A 24,904-nucleotide genomic window follows, 5' to 3' on the forward strand; every position below is an offset into this window, starting at 1 on the left:
GTGCAGCGGTCTTTCGCTTGCGGTCAGGCTGTTTGGGTCACTGGATGCCGGTCACAGGATAGTCCTGATCCTCAACGGCCTTTTTCAGCACGTCATCGGCGACATCGGCGTTCAGGGTGACGATGGCGGTGCCGGCCTCGTGGCTCACCACGGCCTCGGTCACTTCGGGCAGGGCTTCCAGAGCCTTCTTTACCCGGGCCTCGCAGTGGCCGCACATCATGCCTTCAACCTTCAGGGTCTTTTTCATAGCAATATCCTCCTTGATGGAACTCTCTTTATTCTCATCCACTGCGGGCTGCGTGAGGGCAGCAGGCAGGGAAGCGGCGTTTTTGGGTGCACGGTCGTGCTTGGTGCTGTGCACATCGAACAGATTCAGACGCAGGGCATTGCTCACCACGCAGAAGCTGGAAAGGCTCATGGCGGCGGCACCGAACATCGGGTTCAGGGTCAGGCCGAAGGGAATGAACACACCGGCTGCCAGCGGGATGCCGATGATGTTGTAGATGAAGGCCCAGAACAGATTTTCGTGGATGTTGCGCAGGGCAGCGCGGCTCAGGCGGATGGCAGCAGGTACATCCGAAAGACGGGAGTTCATCAGCACCACGTCTGCCGCGTCAATGGCAACATCGGTGCCTGCGCCGATGGCAATGCCGGTGTCGGCACGGGTCAGAGCCGGGGCGTCGTTGATGCCATCGCCCACCATCGTCACCTTGCCGTAGGCCTGCAGCTGGCGGATGACCGCTTCCTTGCCGTCAGGCAGCACGCCTGCAATGACCTCGTCCACACCGGCCTGTCTGCCAATGGCGTCGGCAGTGCGCTGGTTGTCGCCGGTGAGCATCACCACGCGGATGCCCATAGCCTGCAGCTCCCGGATGGCACGGGGACTGTCCTCCTTGAGGGTGTCGGCCACTGCAATGATGCCCAGCAGACGGCCCGCCCCGCCGAAGAACAGGGGAGTCTTGCCCTGTGCGGAGAGGGCTGCGGCCTTCTCCTGCAGCTGTGCAGGCACGGTGACTTTGGTACCAATAAAGGACGCGCTTCCGCCAAAGATCTCCACGCCGTCCATTTTTGCGGCCAGACCGTTGCCCGGCAGTGCGGTAAAGTCGGATACCTCGGGGGCGGCGAGCTTCTGCTCGTCGGTGCAGGCCAGCACAGCCTTGGCCAGCGGGTGCTCGCTCTTGCGTTCCAGCGCGGCGGCAAGGGTGAGCAGCTCGGTCTCGGAAACGCCACCGGCGGGCAGAATGTCGGTGACTTTGGGTTCGCCGCTGGTGATGGTGCCGGTCTTGTCCAGAGCCACGATCTGGGTGCGGCCTGCAGCTTCCAGCGAAGCGGCGGTCTTGAACAGGATACCATTTTTGGCACCCAACCCGTTGCCTACCATGATGGCAACGGGCGTAGCCAGACCCAGCGCACAGGGACAGCTGATGACCAGCACGGAAATGCCGCGAGCCAGTGCATAACCCAGCTCACGGCCCAGCAGCAGCCACACGATGGTGGTGATCACTGCAATGGAAATGACCGCAGGCACGAAGAAACCGGACACGGTGTCGGCAATCTTTGCAATGGGGGCCTTGGTGGCAGCGGCATCGCTGACCATCTTGATGATCTGGGACAGGGTGGTGTCCTCGCCCACGCGGGTGGCCTGACACCGGAGGAAGCCGGACTGGTTGGTGGTGGCGGCGCTTACCTTATCGCCCTCGGCCTTGTCTACGGGGATGCTCTCGCCGGTCAGGGCGCTCTCATTTACGGCGCTGCTGCCTTCCAGCACAATGCCGTCCACGGGCACATTCTCGCCCGGGCGCACCACAAAGATGTCTCCCTTCTGCACCTGCTCGATGGGCACGGTCACTTCGGTACCGTCCCGCAGCAGGTTGGCGGTCTTGGGGGCCAGCTTCATCAGGCTCTTGAGGGCATCGGTGGTCTTGCCCTTGGAACGGGCTTCCAGCATTTTGCCCACCGTGATGAGGGTCAGGATCATGGCAGCCGACTCGAAGTAGAACTCCATCATATAGTGCATGACCAGCTCATTGTTGCCGTCCACCTGAGCGCGGGTCATGGCGAACAGGGCGTAGACGCTCCACACAAAGCTTGCCATGGAGCCCATGGCCACCAGCGTATCCATGTTGGGAGCGCCGTGGAGTAGCCCTTTGAAGCCACTGATGAAGAATTTCTGGTTGATGACCATTACGATGCCTGCCAGCAGGAGCTGCACAAGGCCCATGGCAATGTGGTTGCCATCAAACCAGTGAGGCAGGGGCCAGCCCCACATCATGTGCCCCATGGAAAAGTACATCAGCACCAGCAGAAAGCCCAGTGATGCGATCAGGCGGCGCTTGAGCTTAGGGGTCTCGCGGTCGGTCAGGGCGTCAAGGTCGGCACCGGTGCCGGGCGCAGCCGAAGCCGTCCCCGCCTTTTTGGGGCTGGCACCGTAGCCTGCATCCTGCACGGCCCGGATGATAGCGGCGTCGGATGCTGTGCCTTCCACACCCATGGAGTTGGTCAGCAGGCTCACCGAGCAGCTGGTAACGCCGGGCACCTTCTTCACGGCCTTTTCCACCCGGGCAGAGCAGGCCGCGCAGCTCATGCCGGTAACATTGAATTGTTCCATAAAATCTCACTCCTGCGTTCAGTATGCTTGTAAAAGGAGCTTTTTATTTCATGAGCTTTGGCAGAAGCTTTATCAGTTCGTCCAGCTTTTCCTCGCTGCCCGCGCGCAGGTCGTCAGCGACGCAGGTGGAAATGTGCTGTGCCAGCAGCTCTTTGGAAAAGCTGTTCAGCGCGGAGTTTGCTGCCGCCACCTGCACAAGGATGTCCACACAGTAGGCGTCTTTTTCCAGCATCCCGCGAATGCCGCGCACCTGACCCTCGATACGGCTGAGCCGGTTGAGCAGGGCCCTGTGCTCCTCAGGGGTGCGGTCTTTGTGGCGGCAGCAGGCTGCACCTTCAGTGTCGGCTGCGGCGGGACAGCAGCTTTCGGCAGCTGCTTCGGGGGCCGGTTGGGCGGGTGTGCCGCAGCAGCAGGATTTTTTTTCGTTATCCATAAAGATCTCCTTTACCCTAATGGGGTATATAGCTTACAATGTGAGTATAGCACGGCATATCCGATAAATCAAGTAGGAATTTGAAATTTTCACAAATAGGGTAGCAGGGTATACCGCAAAACAAAAAAGAACCCTCTCAGCCTTGCTGACGTTGCGCAGCAATGACGGAGAGGGTTAAAATGCTATTTTACTGTTCCAGAATCCGCGGCACGAACAGGCCCAGCATCTTGCCCCACCAGTACCACTCGTGGGAGACATCGCCGCCCCACAGTTCCAGATGTGCAGGCAGGCCTTCTGCCTGCAGCAGGTCGGCCAGCGCCTGCGTGTCGGCTTTGGCATCGTCCTCGTAGGCACCCTGACCGGCACAGAGCATCAGGCTGTTTTCTTCGGCCTTTGCCAGAGTCAGCTTGTTGGCAATGCCCTTTTCGCCCAGATACAGCAGGGGAGAGGAGCGCAGTACCAGATCATCCTTCTCGCTGCCCCAGAAGCGGGCCAGATCATAGATGCCGGAAAGGCCGATGGCCCCCGCAAACTGCTGCGGGCGGCGCAGGCGGCAGTTCACTGCGTGCACAGCGCCCAGATCAATGCCCACACACCACAGCCGGGTGCCCTTTGCAGCACCGTTCAGGGCCAGCACACGGGGAGCCAGCTCAGCGGTAAGGTAGACAAAATACTTTTCTTCCATCTCGGCCCGGCGGCGCACCGGGGCATCGCCGTTCAGCACGGCCTCACCATCGATGCTGTCAGCGCAGAACAGCTGCACCTTGCCTTCGTTCAGCAGCTGGGCGATGGCGTCCGGCATACCGTTGTTCTCCCAATCGTAAAAGCGGCCGCCGCGGGCGGGCAGAGCCAGCACCGGAACACCGGCACTGCCATACACCTTGAACTCCATTTCGCGGTTCAGCACACTGCTCCACTCTTTGTAATAGGTACCCTGGATCATAAATCAAGCACTCCTTGTTTCTATATTCACCAGCCCGGGCACAGTCGCTGCGCACCGGCACTGATCGTTAGCGATCAAAAGAAAGCTTTCTGGCAAAATCACACAAACTGGTTGCGCTGAGCGTCGTACTCGTAGCCCACAGCTTTGAGCTTTGTGCACAGATCTGTCTTGTCGGCATCCAGATCTTCGCACAGAGCATCGAGATTTTTGTAAAAATCCCGCAGCTTCAGGTTCACCACGCTCAGCAGCATGATGGGGTCATTGGGCAGAGCCATTTGTTTTGCCTCCTTACAGCAACAAAAAAAGCCGGCCACTCGACAAAGTGACCGGCCACATACACCAAATTAGACAGCGCGGGTAACTTTGCCAGCGCGCAGGCAACGGGAGCATGCGTAGACGTACTTGGGAGAACCCTCAACGACCGCCTTGACACGACGGACATTCGGCTTCCAGGTACGGTTGGAACGACGATGAGAGTGAGAAACCTTGATACCAAAGGTAACACCCTTGCCGCAGCATTCACATTTAGCCATGGTACTTGCACCTCCTGCAGTGAAGTAAGGAATCAAAATAATCAGCTTGACTATTGTAACAGATTGACCTGCAAATTGCAAGCCTTTTTTCAAAAAATATCCGTGTTTTTTGCCGGGGACTTGTGTACAGGGCAAAAAGATAGTATTATATATGGTATAATGAAAAAAGGCAGGAATATCGAATGACCTCTCAGGGCATCTATTATCTCATCCGCGCACTGGTGGCACTGGTGGCCATCCCCTTCCACGAAGCGGGCCATGCGCTGGCCGCGTGGCTGCTGGGCGACGACACCGCAAAGCGGCAGGGTCGTCTTTCGCTGAACCCTTTTGTACACTTTGACCTGCTGGGTACGCTGTGCATGGTGTTTGCGGGCGTGGGCTGGGCAAAGCCGGTCTCCACCGATCCCCGCAACTTCAAAAACCCGAAGTGGGGCATGGCCCTTACCGCGCTGGCAGGCCCTGCGGCAAACATGATCCTTGCCTATGTGGGCATGGTGGCGTGGAAGCTCATGTACTACTGGGCCCCGGTAAACGATGCCACCCTGTATGTTGCCATGTTCCTGCAGTACCTTGTGCTGATGAATGTGAGCCTTGCCGTGTTCAACTTCATCCCGGTGCCGCCGCTGGACGGCAGCCGCATCCTGCTGGTGGTGCTGCCCCGGCAGATGTATTTTGGCCTGATGCGGTACGAGCGCTACATCATGATCGCACTGCTGGCCGCCGTGTGGTTCGGTGCGCTGGATACGCCGCTGTACTATCTGAACAACATTGTGTGGGATCTGCTGGGCAAGGGCACCGGATACATCGATAAGATCGCGTATTCCATCTACTATGCAGGCCTTGGGACGGTGGTGTGAGCGTGGCAGAGGAACTGACCTTCCATCTGGAAGATTTTGACGGCCCGCTGGAATTATTGCTGGCACTTGTGGCCAAACATAAGATGGATCTGCACAACATCCCCATTCTGGAGCTGATCGATCAGTATACCCGCACGGTGGAGCAGGCAGACCCCGACCCGGAAGCCGCCAGCGCTTTTATTGAAATGGCTGCGCGGCTTGTGGAAATGAAGAGCTACCTGCTTTTGCCCCGCAGCGAAGAGGGCGAGCGGCTCAAGCAGGAGTTTACCGGTCAGCTCATCGAGTACGACCAGTGCCGCCGTATGGCTGCGCTGCTGCGCGAAAAAGCGGAGGCCGCGCCAGTGTTTGTGCGCCCGCCTGCAGAAATGGAGTTCGATACCGCCTATGACCTGCACCATGCGCCGCAGGTGCTGGCAGACTACTGGGCCGCACTTTCGGGCCGCACCAAACTGCGCAGGGAGCCCACACAGCAGCAGTTTGAGCCGCTGGTAACGGCACCCATGGTGTCGGTGACGAGCCGGGTGGTGTACATTTTGCGACACCTGATCAGCGGTACAGCGGCAAAAATGAGCCAGCTGTTCAGCCGCCAGCAGACCCGCAGCACCAACGTGGCCACCTTTCTGGCCCTTTTGGAGCTGGTGCGCGGCGGCCGCGTAAAGTTGGACGAACAGGGCCAGCTGACCATGCAGCGGGGTCGCATCCAACGTGACAAGGAGAAAGAATGAACCAGAAACAGATCCGTGCAGCCGTGGAGGCTATGCTGTTTGCCTGTGGGGACCCCATTGGCGCAGACAAGCTGGCTCAGGCGGTACAGCTGCCGCAGGTCAGCGTGGAAGCCGCGCTGGAAGCCTTGCGGGAACATTACACCAGAGAGGACAGCGGCCTGTGTCTGCTGCATCTGAACACCCGCTGGCAGCTTGCCACTAAAACGGAGTGGGCCGACTGCATCCGCCGCCTGCTGGACAGCCGCCGCTCGGTGCCGCTGGGGCCTGCCGCCATGGAGACCCTGACCGTCATCGCCTACAATCAGCCGGTGTCCCGTGCCTTTATTGAGCAGGTGCGCGGCGTGGACTCTTCGTCCAGTGTATCCGGTCTGCTGGAAAAGGGCCTCATTGAGGAAGCCGGACGTCTTGACCTGCCGGGCAGGCCGGTGAGCTTCCGCACCACGGATACCTTTTTGCGGGTGTTCGGCCTTTCCAGTCTGGCGGATCTGCCGCCGGTGCACGGCGCGGAAGCAAAGAATGACACGGCATCGAAGGAAAGTGAGGGGTAACGCATGGGAGCATTCCTCGCCGCACTGGGCGCGGTGCTGCTGTTTGTGCTGAAAGCCGTCGGCATCCTGCTTTTGGTGGTGCTGGTGCTTGTGGTGCTGCTGCTTTTGTGCCCCTTCTGTGCGGATCTGTGCTGGGAGCACGGTGTGCTCACCGTAAGAGCCGGCGCACTGGGGATCACCTTCCCGGTGTTCCAGTACCCGAAGCCGGAGCCGCCGCCCGCGCCGGAAAACCCGGAGCCGCCCAAGGGCTTTGGCAAAGTGAAGGCAAAATTTGCTGCATGGCGCGCTGAGCGCAAGCGGAAAAAAGCCGAAGAAAAGGCCCGGAAAAAAGCCGCCGCCGACAAGCCCGCCCGGCCCCGCAAAAAGGCAAAGATCACGCTGGAGATCATCTGCACCATGCTCCGGGGTGCGGGCAGGTTGATGAAGGCGGTGTTCGGAGCCCTGCGCATCACAAAAATACAGGTGCGCCTTGGCGTGCGCGGGGAGGACCCTGCTGCAGCGGCCCGCGATTACGGCAAGCTGCAGGCGTGGCTGTATCCGGTGCTGGGCGTCCTGGATCGGTTCCTCTGGCTGCAATTTGACGAGCTGCGCATCCTGCCGGACTTTGGCAGCGGGCAGCCCACGGTAGAAGACCGGGTGTCCTGCCGGGTGAGCACGCAGGCATTGTTCATTGTGATCGCGGCTCTGCGCGTTTTGTACGAATTCTGGCGCAAAAAAGTGTTGGACATCTTCCTGTAAAATGTGGTACACTATATAAAAATATCAATGCAAGTTTTCCGCTCTGTCTGCCGCAAGGCAGAGAAGCGTGCTGACACGGGCGCACTGCCCGAATTGAATGAAAAAGGAGCACTGTTTTATGGCTGAACATCCCATTCAGGGCCTGATGAACGTTACCATGGAGAAGATCCACCAGATGGTGGACTCCAACACCATCATCGGCAAGCCCATTACCACCGAGGACGGCATCACCATCCTGCCGGTGTCCAAGGTTTCCTTTGGCTTTGCCTCCGGCGGCACCGACTTTGACGGCAAAAATGCTGCCAACAAGGATCTGTTCGGCGGCGGTTCCGGCGCGGGCGTGAACATCCAGCCCGTGGCATTTCTGGTCATCAAGGATGGCTGCGTGCGCACCATCCAGCTGTCCGATACCTCCAACACCATCGACCGTGCGCTGACCATGCTGCCCGAGCTGGTGGACAAGCTTGCCGCCATGGTGAAGAAGGACGATAAGACCCCGGAAGCCGCACCTGCTGAAAAGTAAAATATACCAGCAGGACGGCAGGGAGTTTCTCCAGCGAATGTCCTGGGGGTGGGGCCCCGGCGCGCAAGCGTTGGGGCGGGACTGGAGTCCCGGGCTGTTCGCGGAGAAAGCTCCCTGCTGGCCTGCCGATCACCATCGCCGTAACTGTGAGCTTCCAACTCACAGTTTTGATACAGACGCACCCGCACCCCAAAGCAGGGGAGAGGTGCGCATTTTGAGCGCCGGGAGGCGCACAAGGAGTTTGAATTATGGCAGAAGAACGTATTCAGAAGATCATGGCCGAGCAGGGGCTTTGCTCCCGCCGTGCCGCCGAACAGATCATCGCCGAGGGCCGCGTCAAGGTCAACGGCCATCCCGTCAAGGTGGGCGACAAGATGGACCCCAACCGTGACGTGCTGCATGTGGACGATGAGCGCATCTATATCCGCAAGGATCAGCAGATGTACTATCTGGCACTGTATAAGCCCCGCGGCTATGTGACCACCGCCAGCGATGAGCTGGGCCGCAAGACCGTGATGGAGCTGGTGAGCGATGTCCCTGCCCGCCTGTACCCGGTGGGCCGTCTGGATAAGGACAGCGAAGGCCTGCTGCTCATGACCAACGACGGCGCTTTTGCACAGGCTGTCACCCATCCGTCCGGCGGCATCTCCAAGCTGTACCGCGTCACCGTGCAGCCCCGCGCCGATGAAAGCCAGATCCTGAAGCTGAGCAGCGGCGTCGTGCTGGATGATGGGACCAAGACCATGCCCTGTGCTATCAACGTTGTTACGGATGAGCCGGGCCGCACCGTGATGGAAATGACCCTGAAAGAGGGCAAGAACCGCGAGATCCGCCGTATGTGCGAGACCGTAGGACTTGAGGTGGTACGTCTGAAGCGCAACGCCGAGGGTGTCGTGAAGCTGGGAATGCTCAAGCCCGGCACCTACCGTGAGCTGACCAAGGCGGAGATCAACGGTCTGCGTGCCGCTGCCGCCAAGGGCCGCGCCCAGACCCGTAGCGCCGCAGTGCAGTCCAAGGCTGCCGAGCGCCGCCCCCGCGGCCCGGTGGGCAAGGGTAATGCCCCCAAAAAGCGGAAGTAAATACACCTGTAAAGGGGAGAAGCGTCCAAAGATGCTTCTCCCTTTTTTGCTGCTGGGTGGAAAGATGAATAACTGTCAGCTCTTCACCTTTCAGGTGAGAAAAATTGCAGCCCGCCGCAAATGCACCGAAAACAGACGCACCTGCAACGAAAATTGCTGCGTGACCCTGCGGCAGGACGGGCTGTGCATGCGAGAAATACAAAAAATACTTTTGACAACAAAAGTTCATCTTTCTGAAGCAGACCTGTTCATCGACAGAATTTGTGCTATAATACAAAAGCAACGCTTTGTCCGGCCTGATGAAGGCGGGGCGGAGCAGATCGGAAAACAAGGAGTTTTGGAATCATGGAAAGAGAAAAACTGAAGTCCCGGTTGGGCTTCATTCTGCTTTCGGCAGGCTGTGCCATCGGCATCGGCAACGTGTGGAAGTTCCCTTATATTGCCGGTCAGGGCGGCGGCGGCGCATTTGTGCTGTTCTACCTGCTCTTTCTGGTCATTCTGGGCCTGCCCATCATGACGATGGAGTTTGCGGTGGGGCGTGCTTCCCGCAAGAGCCCGGTGCGGGCCTATCAGGCACTGGAAAAACCGGGCCAGAAGTGGCACATCCACGGCTATCTTACCCTCGTGGGCTGCTACCTGCTCATGATGTTCTACACCACCGTTGCAGGCTGGATGCTGCACTATTTCTACATGACCGCAGTCGGCAAGCTGGCGGGTCTGGATGCCGATCAGGTGGCCGGTAAGTTCACCGAAATGCTGGCAGACCCCGGTGTTATGACCTTCTGGATGGTCTTTGTTGTGGCGCTGGGCGTTTTTGTGTGTGCCAAGGGCCTGCAGAATGGCCTTGAGCGCGTGACCAAGGTCATGATGATCGCTCTGCTGGTGATCATGGTGGTGCTGGCCGTCAACAGCCTGTTCATGCCCGGTGCAAAGGAGGGGCTGAGCTTCTTCCTTGTGCCTGACTTCAAGCGGATGGAAGAGGTGGGCGTGGTCAACACACTGGTGTCCGCCATGAATCAGGCCTTCTTCACCCTGAGCCTTGGCATCGGCGCAATGTCCATCTTTGGCAGCTACATCGACAAGGAGCACTCCCTGCTGGGTGAGTCCGTCCGCATCGTCATTCTGGATACCTTTGTGGCCATCACCGCCGGTCTTATCATCTTCCCGGCCTGCTTCACCTACGGTGTGGACCAGACCAGCGGCCCCAGCCTGATCTTCATTACCCTGCCCAACATCTTTGCCAACATGGCCATGGGCCGGTTGTGGGGCTCCCTGTTCTTCCTTTTCATGGCATTCGCGGCCCTGTCTACGGTGCTGGCTGTGTTCGAGAACATCATCTGCTGCGGCATGGAGCTCACCGGCTGCAGCCGCAAAAAATCCAGTCTGGTGAACCTTGTGCTCATCACGGCGCTTTCGCTGCCCTGCGTGCTGGGATACAACCTCTGGGCATGGGACGGCTTTGCCGTGTTCGGCGGCGCTGTGCTGGACTTTGAAGACTTCCTCGTCAGCAACCTGTTCCTGCCGCTGGGCAGTCTGGTGTACCTGCTGTTCTGCGTTACCCGTTACGGCTGGGGCTGGGACAACTATAAAAAGGAAGTCAACACCGGCAAGGGCCTCAAGATGCACGACTGGATGCGCGGCTACCTGACCTATGTGCTGCCGGTCATTGTGCTGTTCATCTTTGCTTTTGGCATCTACGATAAATTTTTTGCGTAAATAAATGACTTCGACCTCTCCGCCACCTTCGGTGACACCTCTTCCAAAGGGAGAAAACCGGACAGAAAGATGCACTTTGCATGGATTGCCAAAGGCTCCCACTTTGGGAAAGCTGGCAAACCCGAAAGGGTCTGGCTGAGAGGGCAAGCGGGTCAACGAAAGGCTCCTCTTATTCTATAAATAAGAGGGGCTTTTTGCAGAAGAAAGGAGCTCTCCGGAATGCACATTCTGATCTGTGATGACGATGCGGCCTTTGGAACCCGCATGGCAGAATATGTGGCCGCTTACTTTGCGGCCCGCAGCATTCTGGTACAGACTGCCGTCTGCACCAGCGCGGGGCAGGCGCTGGAAACGCCGGAGCTGGAGCTGTACCAGCTGGCGTTTCTGGATGTGGACATGCCCGGCGTGAACGGTATGGTGCTGGGGCGCCAGCTCAAGCAGAGATGCCCCGGGCTGAAGCTGGTATACGTATCGGCCTATCTGGAATTTGCATTGGAGGGCTATACGGTCAACGCATACCGCTACCTGCTCAAGCGGGACATTGTGCACACCCTGCCCAGCTGTCTGGACGACCTGCTGGCCGAACTGACCGACCAGCGCAAGACCCTGACGGTGCATCACAACCGCGCTGCCACAGAGATCCCGCTGGATCAGATCTATTATCTGGAAAGTGACCTGCGCCAGATCAACGTTTATGGCGACATCCCCCGCCAGCCCATCTGCACCTACTACGGCAAAATTGCCGACCTGCCGCAGATGCTGTATGAGAACGGCTTTTTGCAGGTGAGCCGCAGCGATGTGGTCAACATGAAATATGTGTGCGGCATCCGCAGTTATAAGATGACGCTGAAAAACGGGGTGGAACTCAGCATCAGCCGCGCGGGCTATGCCGCTATCCGCAGCGCATATCTGGAATGGAAGGGGCAATACGTCGATGAGTGAGGTGTTCACAGAGGCGCTGCTCGGGCATCTGGTCTGTCTGGTTCAGGCGAATGCTTTTATTATGGTAGAATGGGCCTACCTTGGCAGGGGGAAACTGCGCTGGCCGGTGCTGTGGGCAGAGCTGCTGTGTATGGGGCAGCTCTGCCTGTCATTCGTGACAGAAATGCCCTTTTTCAATGTGCAGGCCATTCTGCTCAATGTATTGTATCTGTTCGTTACCGCGCAGCTGTTTGGCGGGACGATGACGGATAAGCTCACGGCCTGCCTGATCAACGGCACCATGTGCCTGCTGGTGGAGAACACGGTCAACTATACCTACTCCTGGTTCACAGGAGTGCGCACCGGCGAAGCATGGCAGCACCCCGGCTGCCTGATCGCGCTGTGCGCCGCAAACTTCATCGTGGGCGCAGCGGTTGCGCATTTCCTGTATAGCTGGAACCAGAAGTGCGCTCTGCAGCCGCTGCAGGCGCTGGTGATGTCCTTTTTCCCCGGGGTGGCTGTGGTGCTGAACATTGTGCTGATGGTCACAGGGACCCGGCAGCCCGCCACCCTGGTGACCATGCTGCTGACCTTTGGCATGAGCGTGGCGGTGCTGGTGCATATCGCCATCGTGCAGATGTTCAATGAACAGGTGGTGCAGCGGCAGAACTCCCACTACCGTGCTCAGCTGGAGCAGCAGCGTGCAGAAGCACTGCTGGATTCCTACACGGAACAGCGCCGCCTGACCCACGAGTTCACCAACCACATGACAGCCCTTACCGCCCTGCTGGATCAGGGAGATCTGAAAGGCGCACAGGCCTACATTGCCAGCGTGAGCAAAACGGTGGCGGCGGGCACCACCATCATGGATACCCACAACCCGCTGCTGGATTCCATCCTGAGCAAAAAGTACGAAGAAGCGGCCCAAAAGGGCGTGACAGTCTATTTTGACCTGTGTGACCTCAAGGAGATCCCCTTTGATGGCATGGACATGGTCATCGTGCTGTCCAATCTGCTGGACAATGCCATCCGTGCCGCAGCGCAGGCCCTGCCGCCGGAGGTGCATGTGCGCATCCGCAAAACACCGGAGGAGTACCTGCTCTCGGTGCGCAACCGCGTGCAGGATGATCTGGATCTGGAGGACAACAAGCTGCCCGGCACCACCAAAAAGGAGAGCGGCCACGGCATGGGCTTTGCCAATGTGCAGGAGGTGCTGCGCAAGTACGGCGCAGAGTATACGGTCAGCTGCCGCGACCGCTGGTTCCGCTTCACCTGTGCCATCCCGGTGTGCAATTCATGACATGGGCACCGACAGTTTATGACAAGTTTTCTGCAACAGGACTGCAACCGTGCTATACTGAAAACGGTAAAGGTGATGCCTGCACGGGCAGAGTGGATTGCGGCTGAGGCAACTCGGGAAACACTTTACATACGGTGCGGTGCTTCGGACAGCGGTGCGTGTTAAGCTGTCCGCTTTCCCTTTGCTCATTGTACCGCATGGCAGATGCCGTGCGGTTCATCTGGCGGGGCTTTCAACGGCGAGCTTTGGGGTTTGCTGCTGATAAAGTCACTCGGTACGTCGCATTTCTGTCCGGCAGGTGCTGCTTGTGGGAATGGAGCATCTGCTGCACAGAGCATCTGCGTCGGTGAGAGTTCCGTCAGATTTTTTATTGCAAAAAAGAGCTGCTGTACGGCGAAAAACCGGGTACAGCAGCTCTTTTTTAACGTTTTGAGATGACGGAAAAGCCTGGCCTTACTCCGGCTTTACCTGCAGTTCCTGCTCACAGTAGATGCAGCGATACTTGCCGTTGGAGCTCAGCTCAAAGATCTGATCGCACTCTTCCTCAATGGAGGAGATGCAGCGGGGGTTCTTGCACCGCACGATGTTCACCAGGCGCTTGGGAGGCTTGGGTTTTTCCTTGCGCACAGCCTTGCCGTTTTCGATGATGGTCACACTGATGTTCGGGTCAAGGTAGGCCAGCACATCCAGATTCAGCCAGGAAGCATCGCCCTCCACCTTGAGGATGTCCTTGCGGCCATTCTCGCTCTTGTTGCTGCGTGCATTCTGGATCAGTGCCACGCTGGCGGTGCGGTTGCCCGCAATGCCCAGCAGGTCCATCAGGCCGACAGCAGTGCCTGCCTTGATGTGGTCGATCACGATGCCATTCTGGATCTCGTCAATGTTCAGCATATCAGTTTTCCTCCTTAGGTGCCTTGGGGTCGCGCAGGCCCAGCAGGGTCATGATCAGTGCCATGCGGACGTACACACCGTTCTGCACCTGCTCAAAATAAGCGGCGCGGGGGTCATCGTCCACATCCAGCGCGATCTCGTTAACACGGGGCAGGGGATGCAGCACCGCCATATCCGGCTTTGCAAGGTTCATCTTTTCCTTGGTGAGGATGTAGCTGTTCTTCAGGCGGATGTAGTCCTCCTCGTTGAAGAAACGCTCCTTCTGCACGCGGGTCATGTACAGAATATCCAGCTCCGGCATGGATTCCTCCAGACTGCGGGTCTCCTTGTAGGGGATGCCGTTGGCCTCCAGCACGTCCTTCACGATGTAGTCCGGCACCCGCAGCTCTTCCGGGCTGATGAGCACGAAGCGGATGTTCTTGCAGCGTGCCATGGTCTTGATGAGGGAGTGCACGGTGCGGCCGAACTTCAGATCGCCGCACAAGCCGATCGTCAGATCATCCAGCCGTCCCATGCGGCGGCGAATGGTCATCAGGTCGGTCAGGGTCTGGGTGGGGTGCTGGTGTCCGCCGTCGCCCGCGTTGATCACCGGAATGCGGGAGTAGCGGCTTGCACGCAGCGGTGCGCCCTCTTTCGGGTGCCGCATGGCCACGATGTCCGCATAGCAGGACACCACGCGGATGGTGTCGGCTACGCTCTCGCCCTTGCTTGCACTGGATACGGTCTCACTGGGGAAGCCCAGCACATGGCCGCCCAGATTCAGCATGGCAGCCTCGAAGGAAAGGCGGGTGCGGGTGGAGGGCTCATAAAACAGGGTGGCAAGCTTTTTGTGGCTGGCTGCGTCCTGATAGGCTGCCGGGTCATCGTGGATGCGGTCGGCCAGATCAAGCAGCGTGGAGATTTCCTGCTGGGTAAAATCCAACGGGTCGATCAGATGTCGCATGGGTACATACCTCCGTTTAAAGCAGTTTGCGTAGGATAGAAAAATCAAAGAAGTTTGTGTAGTAGCTCAGCGAACGCATCACCGGGCGGCACAAACGATTGAAACACACTTCGTCCAGCAGCAGCATGGCTTCGCCGGGAGCAAGGCGCATGGCCGAGCGGATGGCGTCATCGCCGCAGCTTGCCTTCAGGTGGGCAACGTTGGAGGAGATCTGCTGGTGGCATTCCCGTTCCAGAATATCGAACACCCCGCCGGTCAGGTCGATGCGGGTATAATCCCGGGCACCGAACAATGCTCTGGGCAGGTAGTCGATGGAATAGATCACCGGGGTGGTGTCGGCCAGAATGCGCTTTTTGATGCAGATCACATCATCGCCGGGTGCGATGTCCAGATTGTGGGCCAGCTCCTCCCCGGCACGGATGGGAAAGACCTGAATGCCGTCGGCGTGGGGATAGCTGCCAAAGCTGCGGATCAGCGGGTAGTATTCCAGCTTCTGGTCCAGACGGCTGCGCAGGCTCAGCACTGTACGGTTCACCACCGTGCCAATGCCGCGCACACGCTCCACGTAACCAGCGCGTTCCATTTCGCTCAGCGCATCACGGATGACGGTGCGGCTCACGCCCAGCTCGGCGGCAAGGTCCACCTCGGCAGGCAGACGGTCGGCCCGGGCATAGCGCCCGGTGCGCAGCTCTTCCAGCAGACTGGCAACGATGCGGTCGCTGATGACAGCGCCGCCCAACCGGCTGGAAGATGCAAGTGCAGATTCCTTCATGGTTTGGTTCCTCCGTTCACAGGCAGCGCAGGGCACTGCCGGGACTTGGAGCCCTGCGGCGCACGGCCCCGCTTTGTGACCACGGCCATGCACCGCAAAACCCCTTCATACTTTATTATAGCATAAATTGACATTTATAAAAGCGGCATTTATACTGGAATCGGCCAAAAAGTACGATTTTATTTTGGAGGGGATTGCAAGATGGAAATTTTTCTGCACAGGATATGCGGCAAAACCGCAGAGCCGCCGGTGCCCATGCTGCTGCGCCGCTGTACGGCAGAGGAAGCCCCGGCAGTGTACGCTTTGCAGAATGAGGTGCGCGCCGCCATGCCGCACCCCGAGCAGTTCGTGCCGGACACGCTGGAAAATATCACGACCTATGTCCGCAAGGACCTGTGCATTGGTGCATGGCAGGGCAGCAGGCTGGGCGGGTATCTCATCGTGCGTTTCTGCGGGCAGAGCGAGCACAACTACGCGGCCTTCATGGACGTCCCGCGTACCGAGTGGGAGCACTGGGCCAATGCCGACAGTGCCATCGTCCACGCAGACTTTCGCGGCAACGGCCTGCAAAGGCTCATGCTGGGAGCAGCCCTGCCGCTCTTCCCGGGCAGGATCACCCACATCGGGGCCACCGTCAGCCCGGAAAACCAGTACAGCCTGAACAACGCCCTTGCATCGGGCTTTGCCATCGTCTCCAGGCGGGAAATGTATGGCGGATACGACCGGTATCTGCTGAAAAAAGACTTGTAAAAAAACAGGGCTGCGTCCCCAAACGGATGCAGCCCTGTTCTTCAGTCGATGGAAAGTTTAAGTTTGTTTTTCATCTTGTGCCGCACCACAAGCAGACAGGCCAGATGCACGGCGGCGGTCAGCACCCAGCTGATGGGGTAGCTGATGTACAGCATGAACGGTGTGCGGTTCAGCTGGAAGATGGTGGCGATCCACACCAGACGCAGCAGGCAGCTGCCCACAAGGCTCACCACCATGGGCAGCACGCTGTAGCCAAGGCCGCGCAGGCTGCTGGCCAGCGTGTCCATAATGCCACACAGCAGGTAGGTACCGCAGATCACCCGCAGGCGCTCATATCCGGCGGCAATGACCGCCGCATCCGAGGAGTAGAAGTGCAGCAGCTGGGTGCCTGCCAGCACTGCGCCGCCGCCCAGCACCACGCCGGTGACGATGGCGCACAGCAGGCAGTTGAGGACAACGCGGTTCAGGTTCTGGTACTTGCGTGCGCCCATGTTCTGGCTGGTAAAGGTCACCGCTGCCTGCGAAAAGGCGTTCATGGCGGTATAGACGAAGCCCTCCAGATTGGCGGAGGCCGAACTGCCTGCCACCACCGTGGAGCCGAAGGAGTTGATGGCCGACTGGATGACCACATTGGACAGGCTGAACACGGTGCTCTGCAGACCGGCAGGCAGGCCGATGAGCAAAATCTGCTTCAGGGCACCCGTGTGGAAGCCCAGATGATGCAGATCCAGATGCAGAGCACCCTCCTCCTTCATCAGCATCCGCGTCACCATGCAGGCAGAGACGGTCTGACTGATGATGGTAGCCAGTGCCACGCCTGCCACGCTCATGGAAAAGCCAATGACGAACACCAGATTCAGCACCACATTGATGATGCCTGCCGCCGCCAGACAGTACAGGGGACGCTTGGTGTCGCCCACGGCGCGCAACAGTGCCGAGCTGAAGTTGTACAGCATGGTCATGGGCATTCCGATAAAATAGATTTTAAGATACAGCGCAGAGAGATCGATCACATCCTCCGGGCAGCTCATCAGCTCCAGCAGGCCACGGGCCGCAAAGAACCCCACCACAGCCAGCAGCACGCCGCTGACAAGACCCAGCGTCACCGAGGTCTGCACCGTGTTCTGAACACCGCGCTCGTCCTTTGCACCAAAACAGCGTGCGGCCACCACGTTTGCGCCCAGCGAAAGCCCCACGAACAGATTCACCAGCAGATTGATGAGGGAGCCGTTGGAGCCCACTGCCGCCAGTGCGGTGCTGCCCGCAAAGCGGCCCACGACCACCACGTCCGCTGCGTTGAACAGCAGCTGCAGGATGCTGGAAGCTGCCAGCGGGATGGAAAACAGGATGATCTTTTGGAGCATCGGGCCGCTGGTCAGGTCAGCGGAGCGGCTTGTCTGAGCCATGAGAAGAGTGCCTCCTTTTTATCGTTTACGCGGAGAAGCCGTTTCCCTAAGCGTTGCACACTGCTTAGGAGGACGGCATCTGAAATGTAAATTTTTCGTAAATAAAGGGAACCGAAGGCATATTATACCGCGCGGCGCAGAAAAATACAAGTGGCACCGCCGAAAAAAGACGGCTTTTTCCGGCAATGTCACAGGAAAACGGCTTTTCAGTTCGATTCAAGCACCTTCCAGTGCTCCGGTGCGGCAAAATCGCTCGTCTCGCCGTCATCGGTGTACATCCGGCAGCGGGCGCTGCCGTTTTCGTCCGGGCAGGCCCACAGGGTCAGGCTGGTCTCGTCCAGCTGGGCGGTGCAGCTGGCGGGTCTTGCCACCGGCACGGCATGGCCCGGGCGGATGAACAGCAGGACCTCGTCCAGTGCACAGCGGACATAATGGTGCCCGGCGGGCAGAAGCTCGGTGTCGTAGTCGTCCACACTGCGGACGCGGTAGAGCTTCATGGGCTCGGGCAGGTAGACATGGCGTCCACTGGCGTTCTGGGTGTAGACGGGTGCTACCATCACACCTTCGCCCAGCAGCAGCTGGTCCTGTACCTCACGGGCTTCCGGGTCGGCGGGGAAGTCAAAGCCCAATGGCCGGAAGTAGCTGGTATTTTCCAGTGCCGCCTTCATGAATTCACTATAAAGGTAGGGCAGCAGGGCATACCGCAGCCGGAGCATCTTCCGCAGGGCGGGCAGCATGTCCGCAAAACGGTAGTATTCCTGCATCCGGGAACCATCGGTAGAGTGATTGCGCATCAGCGGCGTGAACAGGCCGAACTCCAGCCAGCGCAGGGCAAGATCGGGCGTGGTATCGTAGGAAAAACCGCACAGATCCGCGCCAGTGTACAAAAAGCCGCAGAGCTGCACATTGGGCATCATCTGGATGTTGGCCAGAAGCTGTGCCCATGTGGAAGCGTTGTCGCCCAGCCAGATACCGCCGTAGCGGTGGCTGCCGATGAAGCTGGAGCGGCTGTACAGCAAAGTGCGTCTGCCGGGGCGCAGGCTGGTAAAGGCTTCGCCTGCCGCGCGGGTCATATTGCCGCCGTAGAGGTTGTGCACCCTGTCATGGCGCACCCGTCGGCCATCCACGTCGTGGTAGAAGCTGGCATAGTCCGCGGGGGCGTTCATCAGGCCCAGCGCGCCGCCTACCACCTTGCCGAAGAATTCATCCTGCACGATGTTGTCCTTCCGGCTCAGTTCGTCCATGCTCTCAAAGAAAGCCTTGAGCCGCTCCGGCGAATAAAACAGCGCAGGTTCGTTCATGTCGTTCCAGAAGCCCTCGATGCCGCAGTCGGTCAGTGCCTTGTACTGCCGGCCGAACCACTCCCGAACCTCCGGACGCAGGAAGTCCGCAAAGTAAGCCTTGCCGGGCCACACCGCCGCTATGAAGGGGGTGCCGTCGGCTTTGGTGCAGAAGTAACCGTTTGCAAGGCCCTCGGCACAGACGGGGTTTGCCGGGTCGATGCGCACACCTGCATCGATGATGGGCACCAGCCGGATGCCCTGTGCCTTCAGTTCGGCGCTCAGGGCGGCAAGGTCCGGGAAACGCTGTTTGTTTACGGTAAAATCCGCGTAGTCCTGCATATAATCGATGTCCATGCAGATCATATCCAGCGGCAGATCGTTCTCTTTGTACTGACGGGCCACCTCTCGCACGTCCTCAGCGGTTTTGTAGCCAAAGCGGCTCTGTGCCAGACCAAAGGCCCACTTGGGCGGGATATAGCTGCGGCCGATGAGCTGCCGGAACTGGCGGCTGATATCGTTCAGGTCTCCGCCGGTAATGATGTAAAGCTCGTAGTCCGGCTCTTCGGTAGAAAAGCGCAGGGTGTCGTATTCGGTGTAACCGATATCGTAACGCACTTTGCCCGGGAAATCGATGAACACGCCAAAGCATTCACGGCCCGCACCGCCGTCAATGAGCAGAAAATTGTGCGCACCATAGTAGGAAAGCTTGTCCTCGCTGTGGCGGGCTTCATCGGTGTTGTTAGTCACGTAGTGCCAGCCGCGCTTGTTGATGCCGCGCGGCATTTCGCCCAGACCGTACACGATGGCATCCGGAGCCATCCGGTATTCCCAGCCGCCTTTCTCAGCGGTGAGAAAGGGCACCGGCCCGGCGGAAACGGGAATGTCCTGCACCACACTATCGGTGGGCAGGGGAGCGCCAAAACGGAAATGCTGGATCATAGGGGAACCTCCTTGTAGTATCCTTGCCCTCTCCGTCACGCCTTTCGGCGTGCCACCTCTCCTAAAGTGAGAGGCCTTGGCAGTACGGTAAACTTTCCGGTTTTGCCAAAGGCCCCATCTCCGAGGGGGCTGTTGAGCGAAAGCGAGACTGGGGGAGTTGACTTCTCATTTTCTTTATCTTACGTCCTTCTGCCGCACAAAACAAGAGACAAAACCGGCGTTTTTCTGCAATAAAACCGGCAGAATGCAGCCGAATTATCAAAATACCGGCATCTGTTACGGTATACGATTGCAAATGGAGAGGGATGCTGGTATACTGGTAACGCTGTTCCAAGGTGTATCTGAAAACAAAGAAATAGACGATCTTTTCGACTTTTCAGGGACACCTTGGCAGAACAATGGCAAAAAATGGAGGAAGCTCATGTATCGTAACGGTATCAAGCGCCTGCTGGCGATCGTGCTGTCCCTGTGCGGCATGGTCTGCCTGTCATGGCTCTTTCTGATCCTGGCCGTGGCCATCAAGCTGGATTCGCCCGGCCCGGTGTTCTTCAAACAGAAACGTGTGGGCATTGGCAAAAAGCACTTTTACATTTTAAAGTTCCGCACCATGCGCATCGACACGCCCCACGATATGCCCACCCACCTGCTCCACGACCCGGATCAGTATATCACCCGGATGGGGCATTTCCTGCGCAAGACCAGTCTGGACGAACTGCCCCAGCTGTGGAACATCTTTGTGGGGGATATGGCGGTCATCGGCCCGCGGCCTGCGTTGTGGAACCAGTATGATCTGCTGGCAGAGCGCGACAAGTACCATGCCAACGATGTGCGCCCGGGCCTGACCGGCTGGGCACAGATCCATGGCCGCGATGAGCTGGAGATCGCGGAGAAAGCAAAGCTGGACGGCTGGTATGTGGAGCATCTGAGCTTTGGGCTGGATGTGAAATGCTTCTTCGGCACCATTGCGGCTGTGCTCAGGCACGACGGCGTGGTGGAGGGCGGCACGGGCACTCTGCACGAAGAAACAGGCAAAGAGAACCATTAAGAATAGCCGCCGCGTGCGCTTTGCAACGGCGACGACCGCGGCCAGTGGCCGAAACCCGAATATTTTCAGCGGAAAAATATTTTTTTATTTGCAGTTCTGAAAAATCTGCGGATTTTCCAGAACTGCTTTTTCACAGAAAGGGTCGTGAGCAGAAACTGTATTTTGCCTCGTGAACTCGAAATCACCATATCTCTTGATTTATCCCCGGAAAAGCGTATAATAAAACAGTACACAAGACGTCAAAGGAGGATTCCTGTATTATGGAACGCACCTATATCAACGAGGCCCAGAAGGCCATCGGCGGCACGGTCAAGGTGCAGGGCTTTATCGAGAACCTGCGCAACAGCAAGTATATGGCCTTCATCGTGCTGAAGGATATTACCGGCAAGCTGCAGATCACGGTGGAAAAGGAAGATCACCCCGATCTGGTGGATACCATCGATAAGCTCACCCCGGATTCCGTCATTACCGTCACCGGCAAGGTGATGGAGAACGACTACGTCAAGATGGGCGGCGTGGAGATGATCCCCGAGTCCATCGAGATCGAGAGCATTGCCGATGCACTGCCCATCGTCCGCAAGGAGATCGCAGCCACCAAGAAAAAGAAGGCTGTGGAGCGCTCCAGCATCGACCAGCGCATCGACTACCGCTGGATCGACCTGCGCACCGACGAGAACCAGCTGATGTTCAAGGCACAGAGCTGCTTCGTCAACGCCATGCGCAAGTTCCTGCTGGACCGTAACTTCATCGAGATCCACACCCCCAAGCTGATCGCTGCTGCCAGCGAGAGCGGCTCTGAGGTGTTCAAGGTAGATTACTTCGACCGCAATGCCTATCTGGCACAGAGCCCCCAGTTCTACAAGCAGATGGCCATGGCTGCCGGCTTTGAGCGCATCTTCGAGACCGGCCCCGTGTTCCGCGCAGAGAAGAGCTACACCAACAAGCACTCCACCGAGTTCTCCGGCTTCGATCTGGAGTTCAGCTACATTACTTCCTATAAAGACGTGATGAAGATGGAAGAGGAGCTGCTGACTGCCGGTCTGCAGGCCGTCAAGGACAACTACGGCGATCAGATCAAGGAGATGTTCGGTCAGGAAGTCATCGTGCCCACCACTCCGTTCCCGGTGGTCAAACTGGCAGACCTGTACAAGGGCTTGGAAGAAGAGTTCGGCTATACCGTCGATGAGAGCGAGAAGGGCGACCTGACCACTGAGGCCGAGCGTCTGAGCTATGAGTGGGTGAAGAAGCACTACGGTCACGAGTTCCTCTTCATCACCGATTATTCCGCCGAGAAGCGTGCGTTCTACCACATGCGGGATGAGAACGGCGTGCCGCAGGGCTACGACCTGATCTGGCGCGGCGTGGAGATCACCACCGGTGCCCAGCGTGAGCACCGCTACGAAGTGCTGAAGAAGCAGGCTGAGGAAAAGGGTCTGGCCGAAGATGTCAAGTTCTATCTGGAGTTCTTCCAGTACGGCTGCCCGCCCCACGGCGGTTTTGGTCTGGGCATCGACCGCCTGACCATGCTGCTGTGCGGCCTGACCATCAAGGACGCCGAGTTCCTGTTCCGCGGCCCCAACCGCCTGACTCCGTAATTTCATAGGAACCATACCGAGAGCTGCTGTGCATTTTGCGTGGCAGCTCTTTTTTGTTGGACGATTTAAAATGGCTCCGCTTCGCTCTGCCATTCTTAGCGGAAAATGATTTTTAGATTTTGGTCTAGCGGAATGCCTGCGGGCATTCCGCTAGACCATTTTCACAGATGGGGCTGTGACGGAAAACGGCTTTTGCATGGCATCAGTATCGATTGCAATAAGAAGGTGTCCGGCTTTGCCAGAGGGAGTTCAGCCGTCCCCTTGGGAGAAGGGAAAGCATCCTCACCCTCTCAGTCAAATCCTTCGGATTTGCCAGCTCCCCCGAAAGGGGGAGCTTCTGACGCATCCGCAAGGCTTGCATTTTATCCGGAAACTGCGCCGTTACTGCAAAAAGCTCCCCCTTCGGGGGAGCTGGCGAACGAATGTGAGCCTGAGAGGGTTCAGCATGCTGAAAGCAAACAGGTGGCCCCTTCACAGCGCCGCGCTTTCGCAGAAAGCGGCGCTGTAAATGCTGTTTCCCTCTACGACCCCATCTGTGAAAAAGCAATTCAGGATAATCCGCAGATTTTCCTGAATTGCAATTATAAAATAAATTTTCCGCTGAATATGCCCAGAGCAAAGCGGAGGGCATCCAAAATCGTTCCGGCATAATGCCCCGCCCTGTTTCATACGATACAACAAGCGGACCGGAAACCTGTCCGGTGCACAGCGCAAACGGGAAGGGGAGAGCAATTTGGCAAATCAGGAACAGAATGGCATCTGCCGTGAGATCGGCGCACGCACCGGCGGAGATATCTACATTGGGGTGGTGGGCCCGGTGCGCAGCGGCAAATCCACCTTCATCAAGCGTTTCATGGAGCAGCTGGTGCTGCCGGCCATCGGCCCGGCGGCAGCCCGGGAACGTGCCCGGGACGAGCTGCCGCAGTCGGCCGCGGGCCGTACCATCATGACCACCGAGCCGAAATTTATCCCGGAAACAGCCGTGTCCCTGCAATTGGAGGGCGGCGGCGAGTGCAGGGTGCGGCTCATCGACTGTGTGGGCTACATGGTGGAGGGGGCCATGGGACACGAGGAAAACGACAGGCCCCGCATGGTCAAGAGCCCATGGTTCGACCACGAGGTCCCCTTCGATCTTGCCGCCGAGACGGGCACCCGCAAGGTGATCTGCGAACATTCCACCATCGGCATCGTGGTCACAACCGACGGTTCGGTGAGCGACATCCCGCGGGAGGACTATGCCAGAACCGAGAAGCGCATCGTGGAAGAACTGGATGCTCTGGGCAAGCCCTACATCATCCTGCTCAACAGCACCCACCCGGAAGCCCCGGAGACGAAGCAGCTGGCCGAGGGCATGGCCCGGGACTACGACCACACCGTTCTGCCGGTGAGCTGCGTGGATCTGGACGCGGAGGCACTTGGCAGCATTCTGCGGCAGGTCCTGTACGAATTTCCGGTGAGGGAGCTGGATTTTGCCCTGCCGCGCTGGGTCACGATGCTGGAAAACGGCCACTGGCTGCAGACGCAGGTGTATGAAGCCGCCATGCAGCTGGCAGAGAAGGTCTCCCGCATGAAGGATGTTCCGGCCGGAACAGACGCACCTGCGCTGGAATGTGACGCAGTGCAGCGCTCGGCCATCAGCGGCATCGACCTTGCAAACGGCAGTGTGCGCATCACGGTGGAGCTGAAGCCGGAAATTTTCTATCAGGTGCTGAGCGAGCAGACCGGCCTTGCCATTGGCGACGAAGCGGGCCTGATGCCCTGCATCATGGAGCTGGCGCGGGCGAAGCGTGAGTACGAGAAGGTGCGCAGTGCCCTTGAGCAGGTGGAAGCCACCGGCTACGGCATTGTGATGCCTTCGGTCAGCGAGCTGAAGCTGGAACAGCCCCAGATCGTGCGGCAGGGGGCAAGCTATGGGGTCCGTCTGGAAGCCTGCGCGCCATCCATCCAGATGCTGAAGGCGACTATCCACACCGAACTCAGCCCCATCGTGGGCACCGAAAAGCAGAGCGAGGAGCTTGCCCGCAGCCTGCTGGCCGGTTTTGAGGACGACCCGGAGAAACTGTGGGAGTCCAACATCTTTGGCAAGAGCCTGCACGAGCTGGTGAACGAGGGCCTGCAGAGCAAGCTGCTGCATATGCCGCAGGAGGCTCGCACCCGGCTGCAGGAAACGCTGGAACGGGTCATCAATGAGGGCTGCACCGGGCTCATCTGCATCCTGATTTGATTCTATATTTTGAATGGCCTCCGTTTCACTCTGGCCATCTTCAGAGGAAAAATATTTTTATAGGGTTCTGGAAAAATCTGCGGATTTTTCCAGAACCCTTTTTCACAGAATGGGGTCGTGGAGGAAAGCTGC

The 24,904-nt window shown here is 58.4% G+C and carries 25 protein-coding genes; 15 read left to right on the forward strand and 10 right to left on the reverse strand.

Going from position 1 to position 24,904, the window contains the following annotated elements; translation table 11 throughout:
* Positions 1-37 precede the first annotated feature (37 nt).
* The 5 genes from ACNSPV_RS09545 to rpmB all read right to left on the reverse strand — a co-directional run bounded on the left by ACNSPV_RS09545 (position 38) and on the right by rpmB (position 4,517).
* Positions 38-2,608 carry a heavy metal translocating P-type ATPase gene (locus ACNSPV_RS09545; protein ID WP_348583594.1) on the reverse strand — a complete coding sequence of 857 codons (2,571 nt, stop codon included), beginning with the start codon at positions 2,606-2,608 and terminating at the stop codon, positions 38-40.
* 43 nt (positions 2,609-2,651) lie between these two features.
* Positions 2,652-3,041 carry a metal-sensing transcriptional repressor gene (locus ACNSPV_RS09550; protein WP_348583593.1) on the reverse strand — a complete coding sequence of 130 codons (390 nt, stop codon included), beginning with the start codon at positions 3,039-3,041 and terminating at the stop codon, positions 2,652-2,654.
* A gap of 187 nt (positions 3,042-3,228) precedes the next feature.
* Positions 3,229-3,984, reverse strand: a complete 756-nt coding sequence (locus tag ACNSPV_RS09555; RefSeq protein WP_348583592.1) for an esterase family protein — start codon at positions 3,982-3,984, stop codon at positions 3,229-3,231.
* A gap of 98 nt (positions 3,985-4,082) precedes the next feature.
* Positions 4,083-4,259: a DUF4250 domain-containing protein gene (locus ACNSPV_RS09560; RefSeq protein ID WP_348583591.1), complete on the reverse strand. Its 177-nt coding sequence runs from the start codon at positions 4,257-4,259 to the stop codon at positions 4,083-4,085.
* Positions 4,260-4,328: 69 nt separating this feature from the next.
* Positions 4,329-4,517, reverse strand: coding sequence for a 50S ribosomal protein L28 (gene rpmB, locus ACNSPV_RS09565; RefSeq protein WP_080545321.1), 189 nt, complete (start codon positions 4,515-4,517; stop codon positions 4,329-4,331).
* Positions 4,518-4,699: 182 nt separating this feature from the next.
* Between rpmB and ACNSPV_RS09570 the strand changes: the two genes are divergently transcribed.
* The 10 genes from ACNSPV_RS09570 to ACNSPV_RS09615 all read left to right on the forward strand — a co-directional run bounded on the left by ACNSPV_RS09570 (position 4,700) and on the right by ACNSPV_RS09615 (position 12,924).
* The gene (locus ACNSPV_RS09570) at positions 4,700-5,374 is read left to right on the forward strand and encodes a site-2 protease family protein (protein ID WP_249238611.1); all 675 of its coding nucleotides are present in this window, start codon (positions 4,700-4,702) and stop codon (positions 5,372-5,374) included.
* A gap of 2 nt (positions 5,375-5,376) precedes the next feature.
* Positions 5,377-6,099 carry a segregation and condensation protein A gene (locus ACNSPV_RS09575; RefSeq protein WP_249238612.1) on the forward strand — a complete coding sequence of 241 codons (723 nt, stop codon included), beginning with the start codon at positions 5,377-5,379 and terminating at the stop codon, positions 6,097-6,099.
* A complete protein-coding gene (scpB, locus tag ACNSPV_RS09580; RefSeq protein ID WP_348583590.1) occupies positions 6,096-6,647 on the forward strand; it encodes an SMC-Scp complex subunit ScpB in 552 nt (183 codons plus the stop codon). The genes ACNSPV_RS09575 and scpB overlap by 4 nt, the downstream gene beginning before the upstream one ends.
* A 3-nt stretch (positions 6,648-6,650) precedes the next feature.
* Positions 6,651-7,385, forward strand: coding sequence for a DUF2953 domain-containing protein (locus ACNSPV_RS09585; RefSeq protein ID WP_348583589.1), 735 nt, complete (start codon positions 6,651-6,653; stop codon positions 7,383-7,385).
* 118 nt (positions 7,386-7,503) lie between these two features.
* Entirely contained in the window at positions 7,504-7,908 is a 405-nt protein-coding gene (ytfJ, locus tag ACNSPV_RS09590) for a GerW family sporulation protein (RefSeq protein WP_249238615.1), read from the forward strand.
* A gap of 248 nt (positions 7,909-8,156) precedes the next feature.
* Entirely contained in the window at positions 8,157-8,987 is an 831-nt protein-coding gene (locus ACNSPV_RS09595) for a pseudouridine synthase (RefSeq protein ID WP_348583588.1), read from the forward strand.
* 31 nt (positions 8,988-9,018) lie between these two features.
* Positions 9,019-9,351, forward strand: coding sequence for a hypothetical protein (locus ACNSPV_RS09600; RefSeq protein ID WP_348583587.1), 333 nt, complete (start codon positions 9,019-9,021; stop codon positions 9,349-9,351).
* Positions 9,333-10,703: a sodium-dependent transporter gene (locus tag ACNSPV_RS09605; protein WP_348583586.1), complete on the forward strand. Its 1,371-nt coding sequence runs from the start codon at positions 9,333-9,335 to the stop codon at positions 10,701-10,703. Before ACNSPV_RS09600 ends, ACNSPV_RS09605 begins: the two co-directional genes overlap by 19 nt.
* A 219-nt stretch (positions 10,704-10,922) precedes the next feature.
* Positions 10,923-11,645, forward strand: a complete 723-nt coding sequence (locus tag ACNSPV_RS09610) for a LytTR family DNA-binding domain-containing protein (RefSeq protein WP_348583585.1) — start codon at positions 10,923-10,925, stop codon at positions 11,643-11,645.
* Positions 11,638-12,924: a sensor histidine kinase gene (locus ACNSPV_RS09615; RefSeq protein ID WP_348583584.1), complete on the forward strand. Its 1,287-nt coding sequence runs from the start codon at positions 11,638-11,640 to the stop codon at positions 12,922-12,924. The genes ACNSPV_RS09610 and ACNSPV_RS09615 overlap by 8 nt, the downstream gene beginning before the upstream one ends.
* A 453-nt stretch (positions 12,925-13,377) precedes the next feature.
* On the opposite strand, the gene ACNSPV_RS09620 is transcribed toward ACNSPV_RS09615, so the two are convergent.
* From ACNSPV_RS09620 to ACNSPV_RS09630, 3 genes are read right to left on the reverse strand one after another with little or no spacing between them, the layout of a single operon-like run.
* Positions 13,378-13,815: an aspartate carbamoyltransferase regulatory subunit gene (locus ACNSPV_RS09620; RefSeq protein ID WP_339394786.1), complete on the reverse strand. Its 438-nt coding sequence runs from the start codon at positions 13,813-13,815 to the stop codon at positions 13,378-13,380.
* A 1-nt stretch (position 13,816) separates the two neighbouring features.
* On the reverse strand, positions 13,817-14,758 hold the full coding sequence (gene pyrB, locus ACNSPV_RS09625; protein ID WP_348583583.1) for an aspartate carbamoyltransferase: 942 nt from the start codon (positions 14,756-14,758) through the stop codon (positions 13,817-13,819).
* A gap of 16 nt (positions 14,759-14,774) precedes the next feature.
* Positions 14,775-15,530 carry a GntR family transcriptional regulator gene (locus tag ACNSPV_RS09630; protein WP_339394788.1) on the reverse strand — a complete coding sequence of 252 codons (756 nt, stop codon included), beginning with the start codon at positions 15,528-15,530 and terminating at the stop codon, positions 14,775-14,777.
* A 201-nt stretch (positions 15,531-15,731) separates the two neighbouring features.
* Between ACNSPV_RS09630 and ACNSPV_RS09635 the strand changes: the two genes are divergently transcribed.
* A complete protein-coding gene (locus tag ACNSPV_RS09635) occupies positions 15,732-16,280 on the forward strand; it encodes a GNAT family N-acetyltransferase (RefSeq protein WP_348583582.1) in 549 nt (182 codons plus the stop codon).
* A gap of 41 nt (positions 16,281-16,321) precedes the next feature.
* On the opposite strand, the gene ACNSPV_RS09640 is transcribed toward ACNSPV_RS09635, so the two are convergent.
* Both ACNSPV_RS09640 and ACNSPV_RS09645 read right to left on the reverse strand, forming a co-directional pair.
* Positions 16,322-17,686, reverse strand: a complete 1,365-nt coding sequence (locus tag ACNSPV_RS09640; protein WP_348583581.1) for an MATE family efflux transporter — start codon at positions 17,684-17,686, stop codon at positions 16,322-16,324.
* A 206-nt stretch (positions 17,687-17,892) separates the two neighbouring features.
* Positions 17,893-19,908 carry a TIM-barrel domain-containing protein gene (locus ACNSPV_RS09645; protein ID WP_348583580.1) on the reverse strand — a complete coding sequence of 672 codons (2,016 nt, stop codon included), beginning with the start codon at positions 19,906-19,908 and terminating at the stop codon, positions 17,893-17,895.
* Between the two features lie 421 nt (positions 19,909-20,329).
* Here ACNSPV_RS09645 and ACNSPV_RS09650 point away from each other — a divergent pair, with 421 nt between their 5' ends.
* The 4 genes from ACNSPV_RS09650 to spoIVA all read left to right on the forward strand — a co-directional run bounded on the left by ACNSPV_RS09650 (position 20,330) and on the right by spoIVA (position 24,772).
* On the forward strand, positions 20,330-20,953 hold the full coding sequence (locus ACNSPV_RS09650; protein ID WP_249238628.1) for a sugar transferase: 624 nt from the start codon (positions 20,330-20,332) through the stop codon (positions 20,951-20,953).
* A gap of 260 nt (positions 20,954-21,213) precedes the next feature.
* Positions 21,214-22,548, forward strand: a complete 1,335-nt coding sequence (aspS, locus tag ACNSPV_RS09655) for an aspartate--tRNA(Asn) ligase (RefSeq protein ID WP_348583579.1) — start codon at positions 21,214-21,216, stop codon at positions 22,546-22,548.
* A 192-nt stretch (positions 22,549-22,740) separates the two neighbouring features.
* The gene (locus tag ACNSPV_RS09660) at positions 22,741-23,199 is read left to right on the forward strand and encodes a hypothetical protein (protein WP_348583578.1); all 459 of its coding nucleotides are present in this window, start codon (positions 22,741-22,743) and stop codon (positions 23,197-23,199) included.
* 82 nt (positions 23,200-23,281) lie between these two features.
* Complete coding sequence (gene spoIVA / locus ACNSPV_RS09665; RefSeq protein WP_348583577.1) at positions 23,282-24,772, forward strand: stage IV sporulation protein A; 1,491 nt, start codon at positions 23,282-23,284, stop codon at positions 24,770-24,772.
* Positions 24,773-24,904: the final 132 nt, after the last annotated feature.

The sequence above is a fragment of the Faecalibacterium sp. 3 genome, assembly GCF_048323735.1.
GTDB lineage: Bacteria > Bacillota > Clostridia > Oscillospirales > Ruminococcaceae > Faecalibacterium > Faecalibacterium wellingii.